The following is a 19,141-nucleotide window of genomic DNA, read 5'->3' as shown; positions in this document are numbered from 1 at the left end:
GTCGAGGGCGCGTTCCAGGTCGGCGTCTTCAAAAATCAGCACCGGCGACTTGCCGCCCAGTTCCATGGAGTACTTTTTCAGGCCGGCGCTCTGCATGATTTTCTTACCCGTGGCGGTGCCGCCGGTAAAGGAAATCGCCCGTACATCCGGGTGGCGCACCAGTGCATCACCGGCGGTGGCGCCGTAGCCCTGGATCACATTGAGCACGCCGTCGGGAATCCCGGCTTCCACCGCCAGGCGCCCCAGTTCATTGGCGGTCAGCGGCGACAGCTCCGACATCTTCAACACCGCCGTATTGCCCAGCGCCAGGCACGGCGCGGTCTTCCAGGTGGCGGTCATGAACGGCACGTTCCACGGCGATACCAGCCCGCACACGCCCACCGGCTGGTACAGGGTGTAGTTGAGCATCTGGTCATCCACCGGGTAGGTGTGGCCGTCCATGCGGGTGCAGACTTCAGCGAAGAAATCGAAGTTGTGTGAGGCACGCGGGATCAACACGTTCTTGGTCTGGTGGATCGGCAGGCCGGTGTCCAGGGTTTCCAGCTCGGCCAGGTGTGGCACGTTCTGTTCGATCAGCTCGCCCAGTTTGCGCATCAAGCGCGCGCGCTCCTTGGCCGGCGTATTGGCCCACTTGGGGAACGCCGCCTTCGCCGCCGCTACGGCTTGCGCGACTTCTTCGGCGCCGCCGCTGGCGACTTCGCCGATGGCCTCGCCGGTGGCCGGGTTGTAGTTGATAAAGGTGTCTTTGCTTTCGACCTCACGGCCGTTGATCCAGTGTTTGATCATGGTGCTCAAGCCTCTTTGCGCGCGGAGAAAAACTCCGTTTCACTGACAATACGGTTGACCAGGCGGCCCACGCCTTCGACTTCCACCACGACCTCATCCCCCGGCACCACATCGGCCAGGCCCTCGGGCGTGCCGGTGGCGATCATGTCGCCCGGTTGCAGGGTCATGAAGCTGGACAGGTATTCGATGAGGTAGGGGATATCGAAAATCATGTCTTTCGTGCTGCCTTCCTGGCGCAGTTCGCCGTTGATCCAGGTACGCAATTTCAGGTTGCCTGGGTCGGGCACATCGGCCACGTCGACAATCCACGGGCCGACCGGGGTGGTGGCGTCGCGGTTTTTCACGCGCAGGTTGGGGCGGTAGTAGTTTTCCAGGTAGTCGCGGATCGCGTAGTCGTTGCACACCGTGTAACCGGCCAGGTAGTCCAGGGCGTCGGCGCGCTTGACGTTGCGCGCGGTCTTGCCGATCACCGCCACCAGCTCGCACTCGTAGTGCATGTAGGCGACGTTGTCGGGGCGCCAACTGACTTGGCGGTGACCGGTGTAAGTGCCCACCGATTTGATGAATGCCAGCGGTTCGGTCGGCGGCGTAAAGGCCAGTTCGGCGGCGTGGTCGGCGTAGTTCAAACCCAGGGCGAACATGTTGCCGGTGGCGGGTGGCAGCCATTGCACCTGGTCTTCGGCCAGCAACCGCCCATCCTTCAGGCGCACGCTGCAGTCGGCTTGCACCAATACGTTGTGGGTTGCACCTTCAAAGTGGATACGTGCGCGTTTCATGCCGATGCCTCCGCTGCAATGGTGTTGCTCAGGCGGCCAATGCCGGTGATATCGACCTCAACCTGGTCGCCTGGCTGCACATCCACGCGGCCTTGCGGGGTGCCGGTGATCAGCACATCGCCGGGGTACAGGGTCATGAACTCGCTGATCTCGGCGATCAATTGCGGGATGTCGCGTACCCAATCGGCGGTAGAGCTTTCCTGGCGCAGCTCGCCATTGACGAACAGCTTGAGGCTCAATTGATTGGGGTTGGCCACTTGATCCCGCGCCACCAACTGCGGGCCCAGGGCGCAAAACCCATCGCGGCATTTGGCTTTGACGGCGGGGCGGTAGTAGCTGTCTTCCGGCAGGCTGAATTCATTCACCACCACATACCCGGCCACATGCGCCATGGCGTTCTCCAGGCTGACACGGCTGGCGCGCTGGCCGATCACCACACCCAGCGCCGGGCCCGGCTGCAGGCGCTCGCCCGCAGGCTGCAGCACTACGCCGCCATGGGCATTGCGGGTGTTGGGGGTTTTGATAAACAGCACCGGCTTGGTCGGCGGCTGCTGGTAGGGCGGCTGTTGGAAGGCGGCGAGATGCTGGTCCAGCAGGCCCTGGTAGTTCAGCGCAACGCCGAACAGGGTGCCGCTGGCAACATCATGCAGGGTTCGGCTCATGCGTTTCTCCTGGCGGTGACGACGGCTGCACAGGCCGTTCGTTAAGTTGTTAACGTTATAATTAATATGTTAACTACCGTCAAGCGTGGCACACTGCGCTGGCCTCACAACAACAAGAAGAGAGCCCCGTGAAGCCGATTCCCAACATCAACATCGGGCAGGTCTACGACCAGCGCTACAGCGACGCCGAGGTGCATTACGACAAGCTCGGCAACCTGGCGGGGTTTTTCGGGCGCAATATGGCGGTGCATCGCCATGACCGGTTTTTCCAGGTGCATTACGTCAAGAGTGGTGCAGTGCGGGTGTATCTGGATGACCGCCAGTACGTTGAATCGGGACCGATGTTTTTTCTCACGCCGCCCACGGTGGCCCATGCTTTTGTCACCGAAGCCGATGCCGACGGGCATGTGTTGACGGTGCGCCAGCAGCTTGTATGGGGATTGATCGACGCCGACCCCAGCCTCGCCTCCGGCGCCGCATGTGTGGCCTTGACTGGCGACGCTGAGGGCTTGGAACAACTCTTCGAGGCGCTGTGCAGTGAGATCAACGCCGAACGGGCAGGGCGCGCCGCCGCCCTCGACAGCCTGACGCGGTTGATCATGATCCGCCTGCTGCGCCTGTGCGCCCACGCCCAGCCGGCACGCCCGACAGCCCACGAAGACCTGCGCATCTTCCATCGTTTCAACGAGCTGATCGAAGCCCACTACCTGGAACATTGGCCGTTGGCGCGTTATGCCGAGAGTATTGGCGTGACCCAGGCGCGGCTCAATGAAGTGTGCCGACGCATTGCCGACCTGCCGTCCAAGCGCCTGATCCTTGAACGGCTGATGCAAGAGGCCAAGCGCCTGCTGTTGTTTACCGGCAGTTCCGCGAATGAAATCTGCTACCAGCTGGGGTTCAAGGACCCTGCGTATTTCAGCCGGTTTTTTTTGCGCTATGCACAGATGACACCGGGGGAGTACCGGCTGCGGCAGTCGGGGTTGCGCTGATATCCCAGGCGCCACCCAGTGCGGTATACAAATTCACCTCGGCGACCAACTGCGCCAGCCGGTCCACAATCAGCGCCTGTTGCGCGCTGAACAGCGAACGCTGCGCATCGAGGAACGTCAGGTTGCTGTCCACGCCGCTGCGGTAACGGTGCTCGGCCAGGTCATAGTAGTTCTGGTTGGCGGCGACGAAATCCCGTTGCGCCGCCAGTTGGTCGTTGAAGGTCTGGCGTGCGGCGAGGCCGTCGGCAACTTCCTGGAAGGCGCCCTGGATGGATTTTTCGTACTGGGCCACCGTGATGTCCTTCTGCAGCCTGGCGTAATCGAGGCTGGCGCGCAGGCTGCCGGCGTTGAAGATCGGCAGGTTGATCTGCGGCTGGAAGGTCCAGCTACCCGAGCCGCCCTTGAACAGCCCCGACAGCTCCTTGCTGGTGCTGCCGGCGTTTGCCGTCAGGGTCACGGAAGGAAAGAACGCAGCACGGGCCGCACCGATATTGGCGTTGGCCGCCTGCAACTGGTATTCGGCCTGGAGGATATCCGGGCGGCGTTGCAGCAGGTCCGAGGGCAAGCCGGCGGGCACGCGGGCGACCAGATCGTCGGCCAATGGGCGCGCAGGCAGGTGTTCATCCACCGGGCCACCCACCAGCAGCGTGAGGTTGTTGAGGTCCTGGGCCACCTGGCGTTCATAGCGGGCTACGCTGGCGCGGGTACTTTCCACTGCTGTGCGCGCTTGCACTACGTCCAGCGCCGAGGCTTTGCCTGCGCTTTTACTGCGGCTGGTCAATTGCCAGCTGTGGTCGTTGGCGACCAGGGTTTGCTCGGCCAGGGCCAGCAGTTCCTGATCGGCGCGCCAGGTCAGGTAGGCATTGGCGACGTTGGCCACCAGGCTCAATTGCGTACTGCGCCGCGCTTGTTCGGTGCCCAGGTAAGTGAGCAGCGCCTGTTCGCTGAGGCTGCGCACGCGGCCGAACAGATCCAGTTCGTAAGCGCTCAGGCCCAAGGTGGCGGAGTAATTGGAGGTTATCGCTGACTTGCCGGTGCCGGTCACGCTCCCCGGCAGCTTCTGGCGCTTGCCGGCGCCTGTGGCAGAGATCGCCGGGAACAGATCCGCGCGCTGTATTCGGTACTGGGCCTGGAACGCTTGCACATTCAGGGCCGCCACTCGCAGGTCGCGGTTGTTGAGCAGTGCATCATTAATCAGCTGTTGCAGCGCCGGGTCGCGGAACAGCTGCTGCCAGTCCGGGTTTTGCGCCTGGGTGCCGGCCTGCGCCAGGCGGTATACGCCGTCTTGGGGGTACTGCGCAGGCGTCGGCGCGGCTGGTCGCTGGTACTCGGGAATCAGCGAGCAACCGCCGAGCATCCAGGCCATGCCGACGGTGCACAGTGCTCGTGTGCTCATCAGGCGCCCACCATCCATTTGGCCAGGCCATGCCGGCCGCTCACGCCCAGCTTGGCGGCGGCGCGCTTGAGGTAGGTCTCGATCGAGCTGTTTTTGACACTGAGTTTCTCCGCGATTTGCGGCACGGTACCGCCGGTCAGCAGGCCCAGGCACACCTCCTGTTCCCGCGCCGAAAGGGTGATGTCGCTCAAAGACAAGCGTTTGTAGAACTCACGCTGCAACTGCGATTGTTCCAACAGGGTATGGGCCGGCTCAGTCTCGGCGTGCGGCGCCTGGCGCAGGCTCTGGGCGTGCCGTTCCATCAACGGCAACAGCGTGTCCGACAAGCACTTGAGAAACGACAACTCAGCCAGGGAGAACCCCTGCTGGGTCGGCGGGCGATAGAACGAAATCACACAGCGTCGATTGCCCTGGCGCGATACCAGGTTGCACTGGTGCGAAGTGCCGCGCGGATGCGCGCTGTTGGCCTTGGCGTTCATCTGGATCAGCAGCGGGTCTTGCATGTGCAGCATCTGCCGCAACAGCGGGTGGTCGTTCAGCGCATGCAAGGTCTGGGGCACCGACAAATCCTTTTTCACCCCGGCGCTGCCCAGTAACTTGATGTCCAGCACGCGGTCGCGCAGTTCATCCAGGGTCCATTCGCTGAGGTCTACCAGGTGAATCGGTACCCACTTGCCCACCAGCTGCAACATCGTGGCGGCGAAATGTTCGTCGCCGCTGTTTGAAATCAACTCGCCCATTTCGGCATAAAAATGCGGGCCGCAGGTGTCGCCAATACTCGGGGTCAGACTCATAGCCATCTCATCCTTGATGTCGAAAACCGTCAACGGTTGCCCAGGGCCTGTGCAGGGCGCTCCGTACTGCTTGAACGTAACTCGGCGTTCGAAATTTTATTTAGCCATAGGGATTTGTCCTACGTATGTAGCGGAAACGAGGGACACAAGCTGCCATAAAAGCTGCGCCATTAATCCGACGTTTCTCGTGAATTAAGCCGGCTACGTACAGGTGTAAGTTATTTTTAGTTTTAGTTAAGTTATTGATGTAAATGATGAATTATTAAAATAAAGGGGTTATCCAGAGGCTCGGCATGGATGAGCTGTAGCCAATCTCCTACAACGCTTTAATCGTTTCAGCCATGAACCTTCGATCAAGGCCTATCCATCCATTTGAATGTCCGGGTTTCGGGTGTCAGACACCCCTCGGCGGCCATGCTCCAATCCGGCAACTTCGGCGTAATGGGCCACCTCTGCGCGGCCAGTGCCTGACCCCCATGAGAAGGATCTTATGCAGTATTCCTCCAGCCAGCCGGCCCGCTTCCCCCTCACTGGCGCCCAACAAGACATTTGGCTCGACCAACTGCGCGTGGGCGATTCGCCGCTGTACAACATTGGCGGCTATCTGGATTTTGCCGGCACCGTCGAGCCCGAACGCATGCAGCATGCTGTCGCACTACTGGTGGCCCGTCACGATGCACTTCGCACCCAACTGCACACCGACGCCAATGGCCTGCCTGGGCAAACATTCGCCCCGGAGCTGAAGGTGGAAATGGCGCTGCATGATTTCTCCGCGCTGCCCGACCCATCCGCGGCAAGCCAAACCTTGATGCAGGCGCAAATGGCTCGGCCCTACGCCCTGAGCGGCGAGCCACTGTGCCGTTTTTTCCTGGTCAAACTTGATGATGATCACTACCGCCTCGGTACCCAGGCTCATCACCTAATCCTCGACGGCTGGGGCTTCGGCCAGATGCTGCAATCCCTCGCGCAGCTCTACAGCGCCCTGGAGCAGGGGCACGCCACCGAGCCACTGGCGCCTTCCTACATCGACTTTATCGACACCGACCAACGCTACCTGCAATCGGCCCGCTACGCCCGCGACCGTGATTATTGGCTGGGCAAATACCAGGTGTTGCCCGAGCCGCTGCTCAGCCCCAGGCACAACACCAAGACGTCGAGCAACACCTGGGTGCAAGGCTTTCCGGTGCAGTTGCTCAACCGCATGGAACAGGTTGCCAACCACTACCAGGCGTCGGCCTTTCATGTGTTGCTGGCGGCGATGTATGTGTATTTCACCCGCACCAGCCAACGGCAGGAATGGGGAGTGGGCCTGCCGATTCTCAACCGCTCCAACGCGCGTTTTCGCGCCACTGTGGGCCTCTTCACCCAGGTCAGCGCGGTACGTTTTGCGTTCAACGAGGGCGTGTCTTTCGGTGCTCTGGTACGGGGCATCCGTGATCAGCTCAAGCAGGATTTTCGTCATCAGCGCTTCCCGTTGAGTGAGATGAACCGCGAGCTGGGCTTGCGCCGAACAGATCGCGGGCAACTCTTCGACGTGTCGGTATCGTTCGAGCAGGACGACCACGACCTGCGCTTCGGTCAGGTCCAGGCCCGCGCGATCAAAGTCTCCAATCACCATGAAGCGCTACCGCTCGCCATTCACTTGCGCAGCAACCGTTACCAGGACAATGCGTGGCTGCATTGCGTCTACAACGAGGCGTATTTCCAGGCGCACGATGTGCAGGCGTTGGCCCAGCGTTTCATCGGGCTGCTGGAGCAGGGGCTGGAGGACACTGCGCTGACCATCGGCGAGTTTTGCATGCTGCTGCCCGAGGAGCAGGCCCGACTACTGCACTGGAACGCCACCGCGCAGCCCAACGCTACGCCGCAAACCCTGCACCAGCGCATTGAGGCCCAGGCCGCACGCACGCCCCACGCGATTGCGGCGGTGTATCAGGACCGCTCACTGAGCTACACCCAACTCAACCGCCAGGCTAATGCACTGGCCCATCAATTGGTGGCATTCGGCGTACAGCCCGATGACCGTGTGGCGATCCTGGCCCGGCGTGGCCTTGACACCCTGGCGGGGCTGTTGGCGATCCTCAAGGCCGGCGCCTGCTACGTGCCGCTGGACCCGGCCCATCCCGGCGAACGCCTGGAGTACCTGCTGCACGACAGCGCGCCTGCGGCCATCCTGACTCAGCGCGATTTACGCCAGCGTCTGCCCGTCTCGACGGTACCGGTGATCGCGCTGGAGCCTGGCAGCGCATCCATCGACAGTAACCCTCAGGTTGCCGTCACGCCGTCGAACCTGGCTTATGTGATTTACACCTCGGGTTCCACTGGGTTGCCCAAGGGTGTGATGGTCGAACATCACAGCGTGTCGAACCTGGTGGACTGGCATTGCCAAGCGTTCGACCTGCATGCGGGCAGCCACACTGCCAGCGTCGCCGGCTTCGGTTTTGATGCCATGGCCTGGGAAGTCTGGCCGGCGTTGTGCGTGGGGGCGACCTTGCACCTGCCACCGGCCCATGAAGGCGCGGAAGATATCGACGCGTTGCTCGGCTGGTGGCGCTCGCAACCATTGGATGTGTGTTTCCTGCCCACGCCTGTGGCCGAATATGCGTTCAGCCAGGGGCTGGGGCATCCCACCTTGCGCACCTTGCTGATCGGCGGCGACCGCCTGCGCACCTTCACCCAGGCGCAGACGTTTGCGGTGGTGAACAACTATGGCCCCACCGAAGCCACCGTTGTGGCGACCTCGGGGCGCGTTGAGGTGGGCCAGCCGTTGCATATCGGCGCGCCGGTCGCCAATGCCCGCGTCTACCTGCTGGACGCGCAGCAACGCCCGGTGCCGATTGGCGTCGCGGGGGAGTTGTATGTCGGCGGCAAGGGCGTGGCGCGGGGGTACCTGAACCGTGCCGAGTTGAGTGCCGAACGGTTTATCGACGACCCTTTCAGCGGCGGTCGCATGTACCGCACCGGCGACCTGGCGCGCTGGCTGCCAGACGGCAATCTCGACTACCTGGGGCGCAATGACGACCAGGTAAAAATCCGTGGCGTGCGCATCGAACTGGGGGAAATCGAGTCGGCCCTGGCCAGCCATCCGGCGCTTCAGGACGCGGTGGTGCAGTTTCGCGACGGGCAATTATGGGCGTGGTTCGTGCCCCGTCAGCCTGTGGAAATCGAAGTGCTGCGCACTCACCTGCAAGCCTCGCTGCCGGACTACATGCTGCCGGCGGCTTACGTGTGCCTCGACGCGTTGCCCCTCACCGCCAACGGCAAGCTCGACCGCCGAGCCTTGCCGTCACCGACCCAGGAAGCCTTTATCACCCGCCGCTTCGAAGCGCCACAAGAGGGCGTGGAAACCACACTGGCGCAGATCTGGGCCGAGTTGCTGAATGTGCAGCCAGTGGGCCGCCATGACCATTTCTTCGAGCTGGGCGGGCATTCGCTGTTGGCGGTGCAACTGGTGCAGCGCATGCGCGAGGCCGGCCTGCGCGCCGATGTGCAAGTGCTGTTCGGCCAGCCCACCCTGGCGGCGCTGGCGGCGGCGTGCGTCGGTCACGAACAGGCGGTGCCGGCCAATCGAATCCCGGCCGGTTGCACCCATATCACCAAGGATTTGCTCGTTCTTGCCGAACTTGACCAAACCAGCCTCGACCGCATCGTCGCCGGCATCCCTGGCGGCGCCGCCAACGTGCAGGATATCTATCCCCTGGCGCCGTTGCAGGAAGGGTTGCTCTACCACCACCTCACCGACGCGCACGACCCGTACCAGCAACAAGCGCTGTTCAGCTTCGCGCGCCGCGAGCAGCTGGATGCCTTCGCCAGTGCCCTGCAACAGGTGATTGATCGCCACGATATTTTGCGCACCAGCCTGGTGTGGGATGCCCTCGAACAACCGATGCAGGTGGTGTGGCGCCAGGCGCAGCTGCGGGTTGAAGTGCTGCGCGAACCGGCGCAACCCCTGGACTTGCGCCAGGCGCCGCTGATGGCCATGGATTACGTCGAGGAGCCCCAGCACCAGCGCTGGGTCGCCAGGCTGCGCTTTCATCATCTGGTCAACGATGCCACGTCGACCACGCTGCTGGTGGACGAGATTCGTGCCCATCTGCTGGGGCAACAGGCGCAACTGCCTGTGCCCGTGCCTTATCGCAACATGGTCGCGAAGGCCCGCTCAACGGCTCGCCAGGCGGCGCACGAGGCGTTCTTTCGAGAGCGTCTGGCGGATGTCGATGAGCCGACCTTGGCGTTCGGCCTACAGAAGCGTCAGGCCCTGCGTGCCGAGACCGAAGAGGCGCAGCGCTCGCTCAGCGACGCGCTCAATCTGCGCCTGCGCAGCCAGGCACGAGCCCTGGGGGTCAGTGCCGCGAGCCTTTTCCACCTGGCCTGGGCTCAGGTGCTCAGCCGTGTCGCCGGCCGCGAAGATGTGGTGTTCGGTACCGTGCTGCTCGGCCGCTTGCAAGCCGGCGAGGGGGCCGAGCGGGCCCTGGGCATGTTTATCAACACCTTGCCGCTGCGCCTGCGCCTGGCCGGGAAAACCGTGGCGGATGCGCTGCACGACACCCACGCGCAACTGAGCGCTTTGCTCGCCCATGAACAGGCGTCCCTGGCGTTGGCCCAGCGTCGCAGCGGCGTGCCGGAACTGTTCAACAGTTTGCTCAACTATCGTCACACCTCGGCGGACCCTGGACTGAACCTTGTGCCGGGCATTGCCTTGCTTAGCAGTGAAGACATCCTCAGTTACCCGTTGATGCTCACGGTGGACGACACGGCCAGCGGCTTCCGGCTCAAGGTCATGGCCCCGGACACAGTGGGCGCTGAACCTGTCTTGAGCTACTTCGACACCGCGCTGAACGGCCTGCTGGACGCATTGGAAAGCACGCCGGATATGCCGCTGCGCGGTGTGCAGGTGCTGCCCGCGAGCCACTTGCGTACTCTGTTGGTGGACCTCAACGCGACCTCCATCGACTACCCAAAAACGCTGACCGTGCAAGCGCTGTTTGAAGCCCATGCGCGGCGAATCCCCGATGCCATTGCGGTGCAGGCGGGTCAGCACGCATTGACCTACCGCCAACTCAACGAACGTGCCAACCAACTGGCTTTTCACTTGCGTGAGCACGGCGTACAACCGGACTCGCGGGTGGCGTTGTGCGTGGAGCGTGGGTTGGACTTGGTGGTGGGCTTATTGGGAATTCTCAAGGCGGGCGGCGCCTATGTGCCGCTCGACCCAGGTTACCCACGCGAGCGCCTGGCCTACATGCTCACAGACAGCCAGCCAGTGGCACTGTTGGTACAAGCTGCCACTCGCGAAGGGGTGGGCGATGTCTCGATCCCGCTGATCGACTTCGACCACTGCACCTGGAATCAGGCGCCGATCGACAATCCAAGCGTGCCAGGCTTGAGCGTCGCCAATCTCGCCTACGTGATGTACACCTCGGGCTCCACCGGCACGCCCAAGGGTGTGATGATCGAGCACCGTGGCCTGGGCAACCTGTTGCATTGGGGCTCGCAACTGTGCCCGAACGCCGAAGGCGGCGCCTTGTTGCAGCGCGCGCCGTTCAGCTTCGATGGTTCTGTGTGGGAGCTGTTCTGGCCGTTGAGCAACGGCATGCGCCTGGTGTTGGCGCGGCCCGATGGGCACCGTGAACCGGCGTACCTGGCCCAGGTGATTCGTGAGCAGCAGATCAGGGTGATCCAGTTCGTGCCCGCCATGTTGCAGCAGTTTCTGGACCTGGACGAATCGGCCCTGTGCACCAGCCTCACTGATATAGTGTGCGGCGGCGGCGAACTCACCGCCGCCTTGGCCCGTGGCGTGCAGGCGCGCTTGCCCACGGTGCGCTTGCATAACGTGTACGGCCCCACCGAAGCCACGGTAGACAGCTGCGCCTGGACCCTCGAACCCGACGCGCCGGTGCCCGCCTTGCAACTGCCGATTGGCCGCGCCATCAACAACACCCGCCTGTATGTCCTGGACGCTCATGATGCGCCGGTACCCATGGGTATCAGCGGCCAACTGCACATCGGCGGCGTCGGCGTTGCCCGTGGTTACCTGGGCTTGGAACAGCTGACCGCCGAACGTTTCATCGACAGCCCCTTCGTGCCCGGCGACCGCCTGTATCGCACCGGCGACCTGGTGCGCTACCTGCCAGACGGCAATCTTGAATTCCTTGGGCGTAACGACTTCCAAGTCAAGCTGCGCGGTGTGCGCCTGGAGCTGGGAGAGATCGAAGCACACCTGGCCGCCCACCCGGCGCTGCACGAGGTGGCGGTATTGATTCGCGATGAGCGCCTGGTGGCCTACTTCACCTTGCGCGGCCAGGCGCCGAGCCTGCAAGCCTTGCGTGACCATGTGCTGGAGCACCTGCCGGAATACATGGTGCCGGCCGCCTTCGTGCAACTCGACGCACTGCCCCTCAACCCCGCCGGCAAACTCGACCGCAAGGCCCTGCCGGCGCCAGGGTTGGAGGCCGTGCTTAGCCGAGCCTACGAAGCGCCAGTGGGCGAGGTGGAAACCCTGATGGCCGGGATCTGGGCCGACGTATTGAAGCTCGAACGGGTAGGGCGCCATGACCACTTCTTTGAACTGGGCGGGCACTCCCTGTTGGCAGTGAACCTGGTAGCCCGCCTGCGCAAGGCCGGGCTGGACGTGGACGCACGCACCTTGTTCAGCCAGCCCACGCTGGCACAACTGGCCGCGAAAACGGCGGCGCAGGCCCCCCGCGTGGAAGCTCCCCAAGCCGCCATCCCCCAACTCAACCGCCGTCGACGGATTTAGCTGACTTGTGGTGAGGGGAGCTTGCGGTGGAAGCGGCTTGCTCGCGAAAGCGGCCTGACAGCCGGCATTGATCCAACTGATGCCCTGCGAACCCATGTGGGAGCTGGCTTGCCTGCGATGGCATCGACTCGGTGCGCCTGAACTACCAAGGTATTTGCATCAATACCAATGTAGGAGCGCGCTTGCTCGCGAAACACCTCAACGATAACGCGGGCTTTCTGAATAAACGCGGCGCCTGTGAGTTTTTCGCGAGCAAGCTCGCTCCTACAGAGAGCGATCCTCCGTAGTCTTGGCAATCGCCTACAAATGCCACACGGCCAGCATCTTCGCCCGCCCTGGGCTATCCAACAACTCGCCACAATCGAGCGCCGTGGCCGAAGCGCTGTCGAGCAAGCTGGCGGTGCAAGCCTGACGCTTGTCAGTTGAGAATGACCCGGTCACTGTGGCGAGGGAGCTTGCTCCCGTGACGGCCTGACAGCCGATATTGAATCAACTGATGCCCTGCGAACCCATGTGAGAGCTGGCTTGCCTGCGATGGCATCGACTCGGTGCGCCTGAACTACCAAGGTATTTGCATCAAAACCACTGTAGGAGCGAGCTTGCTCGCGAAACACCTCAACGATAACGCGGGCTTTCTGAATAAACGCGGCGCCTGTGAGTTTTTCGCGAGCAAGCTCGCTCCTACAAAATGGGGCTAAGCCCGCTTTTACATTTTAAGTTGTTGGCTTCAAAGGCTTCACGCACTCAATAGAGCGATCTACCGTCGTCTTGGCAATCTCCAACAAATGCCACACCGCCAGAATCTTCGCCCGCCCCGGGCTATCCAGCAGCTCGCCACAGTCGAGCGCCGTTGCCGAAGCGCTGTCGAGTAAGCTAGTGGTGTAGAGCAAGGCATTTTCAAAACTCAGATCGTCGTTGACGTTGTGGAAACCCTGGCTGGGCAGGTAATGGTCGATGGCGCGTTTGAACGCGGTACGGTCTTTTGCAGGATCGAGGGGGGATCGGGTACGACTTTATTCATGGTGTAGCTCCGCGCTGGATTAGGGGAAGACACCCGTCGCGACTAAACCAGGGACACGGCTTGCTGGCCTTTTAAAGTGTTTGAAGGCGCTAACTCGGCGGACCACTTGTCGGATTTATTACCTTTTTATTTGTAATTTTACGTCGCTTCCTATGGAGAACTCGCCAGGGAAGGGTTGTTGAATTCCGAAGTTGGCAACTTCTAAGATGTTATTTTATGAGGAAATAATTTGGTGTGTGAAAGTTCATTCATTGTGTCTTCTTTATGACAATTGTTGGTTTTCTGATTTTAATGAGTGAAAGTTCTTAATTGGGTGTGACCGAATTCCTACAAGGGTAAATTGCTTTTGTTGCAAGTTTCTTTTTGTCTACTAGATTATGGGTGGTACTTCAGTTTGCATTTTTTGTTTTTGTCTCGCTTGGATAAAATGGTGCCATTTCATGAGGTGAGCTATGCATATCTACCCATTATCTAAGCCTTTCTTGCTGGCAAAGCTTTTTATTAAGGAACAACTGAAAGAGCCGGTCGCCCTATTGTGGATCGTAATATCCCCAGTGGTAACCTTCTACTTGATTACTTACGCTGGGTACACTGGCGGAGAATCTTTACGTGACTACGCATCTGCCACTTCATGGTTTTACGCTTTTATTTCTTCAAGCGTGGCACTTTTTGGTTTGGCGTTTTATATAGTAGGGCGAAGAGAAAGTGGTTTTTTGCGCTCCTTTGTGTATACAAAACGTACTAAGATCACCTTTCTCGCTGGGCAGTTTTTAGCGTACTCATTTATGTCGCTGATTTATTGTTCGGTATTTTATGTGCTGACGCGGGGCTATTTTGGTTTGATGGCCTTGGAAGAGTGGTTGGTTATTGTTGGTCGTTTCTATATGTGTTTTTTGCTTTTTTCTACGCCATCCTTATTGTTGACGCTGGTGCCCATAGGCTTTCAAAATACTAATACTCTTTTCTCCATATTATCAGTCTCTATGTTGGCGCTGGGTATCGGTAGCCTTAGCACCTCGTATTCACTATTTAACGTAATCGATCTTTTTAATCCGATGGGGTGGGCCAATCGCCTGATGTTGGTGGGGGTGACCGGGTCCGCTACATTGGTAGCGTCGATTTTAGGAATGATCATTGTCACAGGGTGGTTTGTGTTCCGATTTTTACTCATCAACCCCGTTTGGAGTCGGTACTGATGAAACGGCTAATCGTGGATGCACTGGACGTTAGGTACGGTCAGCATATTTTATTCAAGAGTGCCTCATTGGAAGTCGAGGCCGGCACAATGATAGGTTTGTTGGGGCCTAATGGTTCCGGAAAAACTACGTTTTTTGACGTGATCTGTGGCCTGAAGAAATTGAATGGCGGTGAAGTGCAACATTCATTTTCCAAGCTACTTTACCTGTCACAGATCATCGCAACGCCTCCAGTATTTCGAATGTTCGATGTTTTTAACATGATGATGCTTTTTTGCTCCGATACGCGCGTAACCCAGCGGCACGCCTTGGAAAAAATTGAAAAGTGGAGCCCTGGTATTGCTGAACGCTATTGCGAAATCTGGAAGAAGAAATCATCCCTTTGTAGCTATGGCGAAAAGCGCTGGTTTTTCACCTTGTCGTTATTGTCCGTTAACGCAGACCTTGTGATTTTGGATGAGCCCACTGCGGGGGTTGACCCGGAATTCCGCTACCACATTTGGCGGTGTCTGGAGGGAGCGGCGGCGGAAGGTGTGGCGATACTTGTGTCGTCGCATAACATTGACGAGATCGTCACTCACTGCGATGACTTTTACATGCTAAGCCAACAACGCTTTAATCGGTTTTCCAATGTCGAGGGATTTTTAAGCAGGTACGGCGGCAGTACTTTGGATGAGGCATTTATTCACGCGGCGAGTCTGCCCAGAACTTGAGATGCTGGTATCGGTGTCTGAATGCCTGCGAGATGGGAACGGGCTTCTCCGCGATAGTGGTCCTCGATGGAGATATCACCATAGCGGGCAAGCTGACGCTTATCAGTTGAGACTGACCGGTAACTGTAGCGAGGGAGCTTGATCCCGTGACGGCCTGACAGCCGATATTGATTCGACTGATGCCCTGCGAACCCATGTGAGAGCTGGCTTGCCTGCGATGGCCATAGGTATCTACACAACTTTGTAGCCTGTAGCCGCCGACGGTAACCACGATGCGAAGCGAGCCGCTCTTGATCTTGATCTGCTTTTGATCTTAGGCGCCCCGTTAAACCACGCTGTCGGATTACGGGAACACCGAGACTAGGCGAGGTGCCGAGTGGTGGGGCAAGAGCCTTTTGGTTACTTTTGGCTGGGCCGGCATTCCGGCTCTTTTCAACAGTGACCCGCTGTAAAAGCGGAACCAATAGCAGCCATTACCGCAGGAACCGATATGTACGCGGTCTGACCCGAGATACTGGTCGGCTTTAACGCCGCCTTCGCAGGCAAGCCAGCTCCCACATGGGATCGCGGGGCATCAGTTATATCAGCGTCGGCTGTCAGGCCGTCGCGGGAGCAAGCTCTCTCGCCACAGGTCCTGCGTCGCATTAAAGTTGTGTAGATATCTATGCTGCGATGGCATCGACCCGGTTCGCCTGAACTACCAAGGTATTTGCATCAATACCAAGGTAGGAGCGATCCACCGTAGTCTTGGCAATCGCCAACAAATGCCACACCGCCAGAATCTTCGCCATGAAAAAAGGCCAGCAAGCAACAGTACCTCAGCGTATCCCCGGAACAAACGCCACACTCCCTCCCTCACGCACCTTGAACAACCGCTCCCCATTATCCGGTTGCGTAGTCACCACCTGATGATCCACCCCCAGAAACACCAACGGCGCGGGCTCGTCCTTGGAATACTGCGCGACGATTATCGTGCGTTGCGGATCAAACCTCTGGCCGCTGGTTTTCTCCAGCCAGGCCATGAATGCAGCGCTGTCGCCCTGGCGCGGGAAGTCCTGGCTTTCGCTGACGTAGTAGAAAGGTTTGCCGTGGTTTTGCAGGTACATGGGCAGTTTGTTGTCGACCTCTACCAGCACCAGTTGCCATTGGTTCCAGGGTGCGCTTTTTTCTGCCTGGGCTTGCAGGTCGGCGGCGAAGCGGGTGACGCCGCCGTTGCCGTTAGTCCAGGGGTAGATCACGCCCAGCACCAGCAAGAGCAGGCCTGCGCTGAGGCCAATGCCTGTTTGCCAGCGCGGCCAGCTCGAAGGTTTTTTGTGCAGGCGTTCACTCAGCCACCAGGCGGCGAGCAGTTGGGCGAAGGGCACCAGCGGCAACACGTAGTAGCTGCGGCGGCTGCCGCTGACGGTGAAGAATAGAAACAACAGGCCCAGGCCCCACACTAGCCAGCGTACGTTGGGCGGCGCCTTGCGCCAGTTGCGCACGGCCAGCCACAGGCCAAGTAACCAGCAAGGTGCCCAGGGCAGGGTGTAGACCGGCAAGTAGATCAGGTAGGTGTAGATCGGCCCCATATGGTCGAAGGGGTCGAAGAAGCGCACCACGTTTTCGCGGAACACCAGCTCCAGGCCGCTCTCGCCGTAAGTGGGGGCGCCGTAGCGGTGGGACAGTACAAAGGGAATCGCGTACACGATGCCTGCGATGAGCAGGGCCAGCACCAAGCGCAGGTTGAGGTGGCGTTTGTAGCGGTGTTCGCTGAGCAAGTGTGGCAACAGCACCAGGCCCGGCAGCACCACACCGATCAAGCCCTTGAACAGTGAGGTGGCGGCCAGCAACAGGAAAAACACCGTGTAGCGCCCCAGCCGCGTGTCATCCGGCCCACGCCAATACCACCACACCGCTGCCAGCACGCCGCACACGGTGAGGACATCGGCGGTGGCCACGCGGGCCCAGAACAGGAAGTAGAAGGTGGTGGCGAGCATCCACCCGGCAATCAGCCCGGTGCCTTTGCGAAACAGGCGTTCACCGATCAGGTACACCAGCCAGATGCTCAACCACGCGGCAATCACCGATGACAGGCGCAGCGACCACGGGCCGAGGCCGCCCAGCAGGTGGGCAAACCCGGTGATCAGCCAGTAGGAGGGCAGGGGTTTGTCGTAATACGGCGTGCCTTTGAGGTATGGGTCGAAATAGTCACCGCTTTGCAGCATCTGCAAGGCGATATTCGCCCAGCGCGTTTCCGGCCCCCACAGGTCGCGGCTGCCCAGACCCAGCAAGAGCAGCAAGGCCGAGGTGCCCAGCAGTAACACCAGGGCGCCGCGTTCGGTTTTCCAGAAACTCATGGGATGTTCCCCGTGGCAGGCGCTGCATTCAAGGTTGTTGGGAGTAAATCGTCAGTACCAGGTTGCCCTTGCGATAGCGTTTGCCGCCGGGCGGCAACTGCCCTTCTTCACGGTGTTCGCTGGTGCTCTTGACCTGCATCAGCACGCCGACCGACCCGTTTTGGCGGGCCTCGGCCAACCAGGCCTGCACACTGTCCGGCGTGACCTTGCGCTGTGCCGCGTCTTCGTAGTTCAAGCCATAGCGCAGCTCGCCCTGGGTGTTATAAAACGCCACATCGGGCCGGCGCAGGCGCCAGGTCAAGGCCGATGCCAGGCCCAGGTCATTGCTCAGCAAAGCACGGGTAGGTTGCAGTTCGTCCAGATGTTCCAGCACGAACTGGTCGGGCATCTCGTTATCTTCGATCAGGGCCGGCATGCCCGCCGGTAGCAATGCCACCAGCAAACCAATGCCCAGGGCAGGCATCGCCCACAACGTCAGCGGGCGCACCGCTTGCAACAGGTTGGCGAGGATCCAGCCCAGCAGCACGATAAACGTCAGGGACAGGTTGAACATCTCCGCATGGCTATTGCTGTACAGCGGGCGGGTGATTTGCAGGTAGATCAGCACCACCATGGCCGTCATGCCAAGCACGAAATTGAGCGCGCCGTTGATGACTAGCGTGCGCGCCTTGCCTTGCTTGATCAGGTCGATCAGACCGTGGCCCATTAACAAGGCCAGGGGCAACAGGCACGGCATGATGTAGGTCGGCAATTTGCCTTTGCTCAGGCTGAAAAAGCCCAGGGGAAGCAGCAGCCACAGGGCGAGAAAGGCAATCGCCGGCTGGCGCTTTTCCTGCCAGGTTTTTAGCAGGGTGCCGGGTAGCAAGGCAGCCCACGGCAGGCACGCCACCACCATGATTGGCAGGAAGAACCACAGCGGCCGCGCATGCTGTGCGTTGTCGGCGGCAAAGCGGCGGATATGCTCATGCCAGAAAAAGAAATGCCAGTAATCTGGTTCCCGCAGGTGGATCGCCAGGGCCCATGGCAGGCACACCAGCACGGCAACCAGCACCGCCAGCGGCCCGTAGCGCATCAACTCACCGACGCGCCGCTGCCAGACCAGATAGGGCACGGCGATCAACACCGGCAACAGCCAGGCCAGGAACCCCTTGGTCATGAACCCCATGGCGCAGGCCACGCCCAACACCGCCCAGGCACCCAGGCGTTCCCATGGCGTGCGGCAGTCCAGGGCAAACCACAACGCCACCAGGCTCAGGTTCACCCACAGGGTGAATTGCGGGTCGAGGTTGGCATACCCGGCTTGCCCGGCCACCAGGCCAAAACTCAGGTAGAGCAGGGCGCAGGCAAAGCTCTTGCGCGGCTCGTTCCACACGCGACGGGCGAGCAGGTAGGCCAGCACCACACTCAGGCCCGTGCTCAGCACTGAGGCGATGCGCACGCCGAACAGGTTTTCACCGAACACCGCCTGGCCAAGGGCGATGAGCCAATAGCCGGCGGCGGGCTTCTCGAAATAACGCACGCCCATGAAGTGCGGCGCCACCCAGTTACCGCTCATCAGCATTTCCTGGCTGACCTGGGCGTAGCGGGTTTCGTCCGGCGTCCATAAACCGTGAAAGCCCAGGGGCAACAGGAAGAACACGGCAACGCCCAGCAACAGCCAGGACAATGGGTTTATGCGGGGCATGCGCACATCGCTCCATAACGTTCAAGTG

At 60.4% G+C, this 19,141-nt stretch carries 13 protein-coding genes and 1 pseudogene; 5 read left to right on the top strand and 9 right to left on the bottom strand.

What is annotated here, in order from left to right:
• From APH41_RS03625 to APH41_RS03615, 3 genes are all read right to left on the bottom strand, one after another.
• A partial coding sequence (locus APH41_RS03625) for an aldehyde dehydrogenase family protein (RefSeq protein WP_156359023.1) occupies window positions 1-786 on the bottom strand: 786 nt, incomplete at its 3' end.
• A gap of 5 nt (window positions 787-791) precedes the next feature.
• Window positions 792-1,562, bottom strand: coding sequence for a fumarylacetoacetate hydrolase family protein (locus tag APH41_RS03620; RefSeq protein ID WP_054917481.1), 771 nt, complete (start codon window positions 1,560-1,562; stop codon window positions 792-794).
• Window positions 1,559-2,224, bottom strand: a complete 666-nt coding sequence (locus APH41_RS03615; protein WP_054917480.1) for a fumarylacetoacetate hydrolase family protein — start codon at window positions 2,222-2,224, stop codon at window positions 1,559-1,561. Before APH41_RS03615 ends, APH41_RS03620 begins: the two co-directional genes overlap by 4 nt.
• 128 nt (window positions 2,225-2,352) lie before the next feature.
• Here APH41_RS03615 and hpaA point away from each other — a divergent pair, with 128 nt between their 5' ends.
• Window positions 2,353-3,213, top strand: coding sequence for a 4-hydroxyphenylacetate catabolism regulatory protein HpaA (hpaA, locus tag APH41_RS03610; protein WP_054917478.1), 861 nt, complete (start codon window positions 2,353-2,355; stop codon window positions 3,211-3,213).
• Here hpaA and adeC read toward each other — a convergent pair.
• Window positions 3,140-4,609 (bottom strand): AdeC/AdeK/OprM family multidrug efflux complex outer membrane factor, encoded by a 1,470-nt coding sequence (gene adeC, locus APH41_RS03605; RefSeq protein ID WP_054917482.1) that lies wholly within the window; start codon window positions 4,607-4,609, stop codon window positions 3,140-3,142. The genes hpaA and adeC overlap by 74 nt on opposite strands.
• Complete coding sequence (locus APH41_RS03600; RefSeq protein WP_054897417.1) at window positions 4,609-5,403, bottom strand: helix-turn-helix transcriptional regulator; 795 nt, start codon at window positions 5,401-5,403, stop codon at window positions 4,609-4,611. The genes adeC and APH41_RS03600 overlap by 1 nt, the downstream gene beginning before the upstream one ends.
• A gap of 490 nt (window positions 5,404-5,893) precedes the next feature.
• On the opposite strand from APH41_RS03600, the gene APH41_RS03595 reads away from it, so the two are divergent.
• Window positions 5,894-12,163, top strand: a complete 6,270-nt coding sequence (locus APH41_RS03595) for a non-ribosomal peptide synthetase (RefSeq protein WP_054917473.1) — start codon at window positions 5,894-5,896, stop codon at window positions 12,161-12,163.
• 289 nt (window positions 12,164-12,452) lie between these two features.
• Window positions 12,453-12,575: a hypothetical protein gene (locus APH41_RS29270; RefSeq protein WP_254914268.1), complete on the top strand. Its 123-nt coding sequence runs from the start codon at window positions 12,453-12,455 to the stop codon at window positions 12,573-12,575.
• 301 nt (window positions 12,576-12,876) lie between these two features.
• On the opposite strand, the pseudogene APH41_RS29265 reads toward APH41_RS29270, so the two are convergent.
• Window positions 12,877-13,184, bottom strand: a pseudogene (locus tag APH41_RS29265) (DUF6124 family protein).
• Between the two features lie 452 nt (window positions 13,185-13,636).
• Between APH41_RS29265 and APH41_RS03585 the strand changes: the two are divergent.
• Window positions 13,637-14,380 (top strand): hypothetical protein, encoded by a 744-nt coding sequence (locus tag APH41_RS03585; protein ID WP_054917470.1) that lies wholly within the window; start codon window positions 13,637-13,639, stop codon window positions 14,378-14,380.
• The gene (locus APH41_RS03580) at window positions 14,380-15,093 is read left to right on the top strand and encodes an AAA family ATPase (protein ID WP_054917469.1); all 714 of its coding nucleotides are present in this window, start codon (window positions 14,380-14,382) and stop codon (window positions 15,091-15,093) included. Before APH41_RS03585 ends, APH41_RS03580 begins: the two co-directional genes overlap by 1 nt.
• Window positions 15,094-15,755: 662 nt before the next feature.
• Here APH41_RS03580 and APH41_RS29260 read toward each other — a convergent pair.
• The 3 genes from APH41_RS29260 to arnT are packed head-to-tail and all read right to left on the bottom strand — an operon-like array spanning window position 15,756 to window position 19,113.
• A complete protein-coding gene (locus APH41_RS29260) occupies window positions 15,756-15,884 on the bottom strand; it encodes a hypothetical protein (protein WP_254989796.1) in 129 nt (42 codons plus the stop codon).
• A 27-nt stretch (window positions 15,885-15,911) separates the two neighbouring features.
• Window positions 15,912-17,429, bottom strand: coding sequence for a glycosyltransferase family 39 protein (locus APH41_RS03575; RefSeq protein ID WP_054917467.1), 1,518 nt, complete (start codon window positions 17,427-17,429; stop codon window positions 15,912-15,914).
• 28 nt (window positions 17,430-17,457) lie between these two features.
• On the bottom strand, window positions 17,458-19,113 hold the full coding sequence (gene arnT / locus APH41_RS03570) for a lipid IV(A) 4-amino-4-deoxy-L-arabinosyltransferase (RefSeq protein WP_054917466.1): 1,656 nt from the start codon (window positions 19,111-19,113) through the stop codon (window positions 17,458-17,460).
• Window positions 19,114-19,141: the final 28 nt, after the last annotated feature.

Origin of the sequence: Pseudomonas sp. NBRC 111138 (genome assembly GCF_001320835.1) — a bacterium.
GTDB classification, from domain to species: domain Bacteria; phylum Pseudomonadota; class Gammaproteobacteria; order Pseudomonadales; family Pseudomonadaceae; genus Aquipseudomonas; species Aquipseudomonas paracarnis.
This window is presented reverse-complemented; position numbering and strand designations above follow the sequence as displayed.

Coding starts and splice junctions, on each gene's coding strand:
- APH41_RS03620 (WP_054917481.1), bottom strand. CDS start 1,562: ATGAAACGCGCACGTATCCACTTTGAAGGTGCAACCCACAACGTATTG.
- APH41_RS03615 (WP_054917480.1), bottom strand. CDS start 2,224: ATGAGCCGAACCCTGCATGATGTTGCCAGCGGCACCCTGTTCGGCGTT.
- adeC (WP_054917482.1), bottom strand. CDS start 4,609: ATGAGCACACGAGCACTGTGCACCGTCGGCATGGCCTGGATGCTCGGC.
- APH41_RS03600 (WP_054897417.1), bottom strand. CDS start 5,403: ATGAGTCTGACCCCGAGTATTGGCGACACCTGCGGCCCGCATTTTTAT.
- APH41_RS03595 (WP_054917473.1), top strand. CDS start 5,894: ATGCAGTATTCCTCCAGCCAGCCGGCCCGCTTCCCCCTCACTGGCGCC.
- APH41_RS03585 (WP_054917470.1), top strand. CDS start 13,637: ATGCATATCTACCCATTATCTAAGCCTTTCTTGCTGGCAAAGCTTTTT.
- APH41_RS03580 (WP_054917469.1), top strand. CDS start 14,380: ATGAAACGGCTAATCGTGGATGCACTGGACGTTAGGTACGGTCAGCAT.
- APH41_RS29260 (WP_254989796.1), bottom strand. CDS start 15,884: ATGGCGAAGATTCTGGCGGTGTGGCATTTGTTGGCGATTGCCAAGACT.
- APH41_RS03575 (WP_054917467.1), bottom strand. CDS start 17,429: ATGAGTTTCTGGAAAACCGAACGCGGCGCCCTGGTGTTACTGCTGGGC.
- arnT (WP_054917466.1), bottom strand. CDS start 19,113: ATGCCCCGCATAAACCCATTGTCCTGGCTGTTGCTGGGCGTTGCCGTG.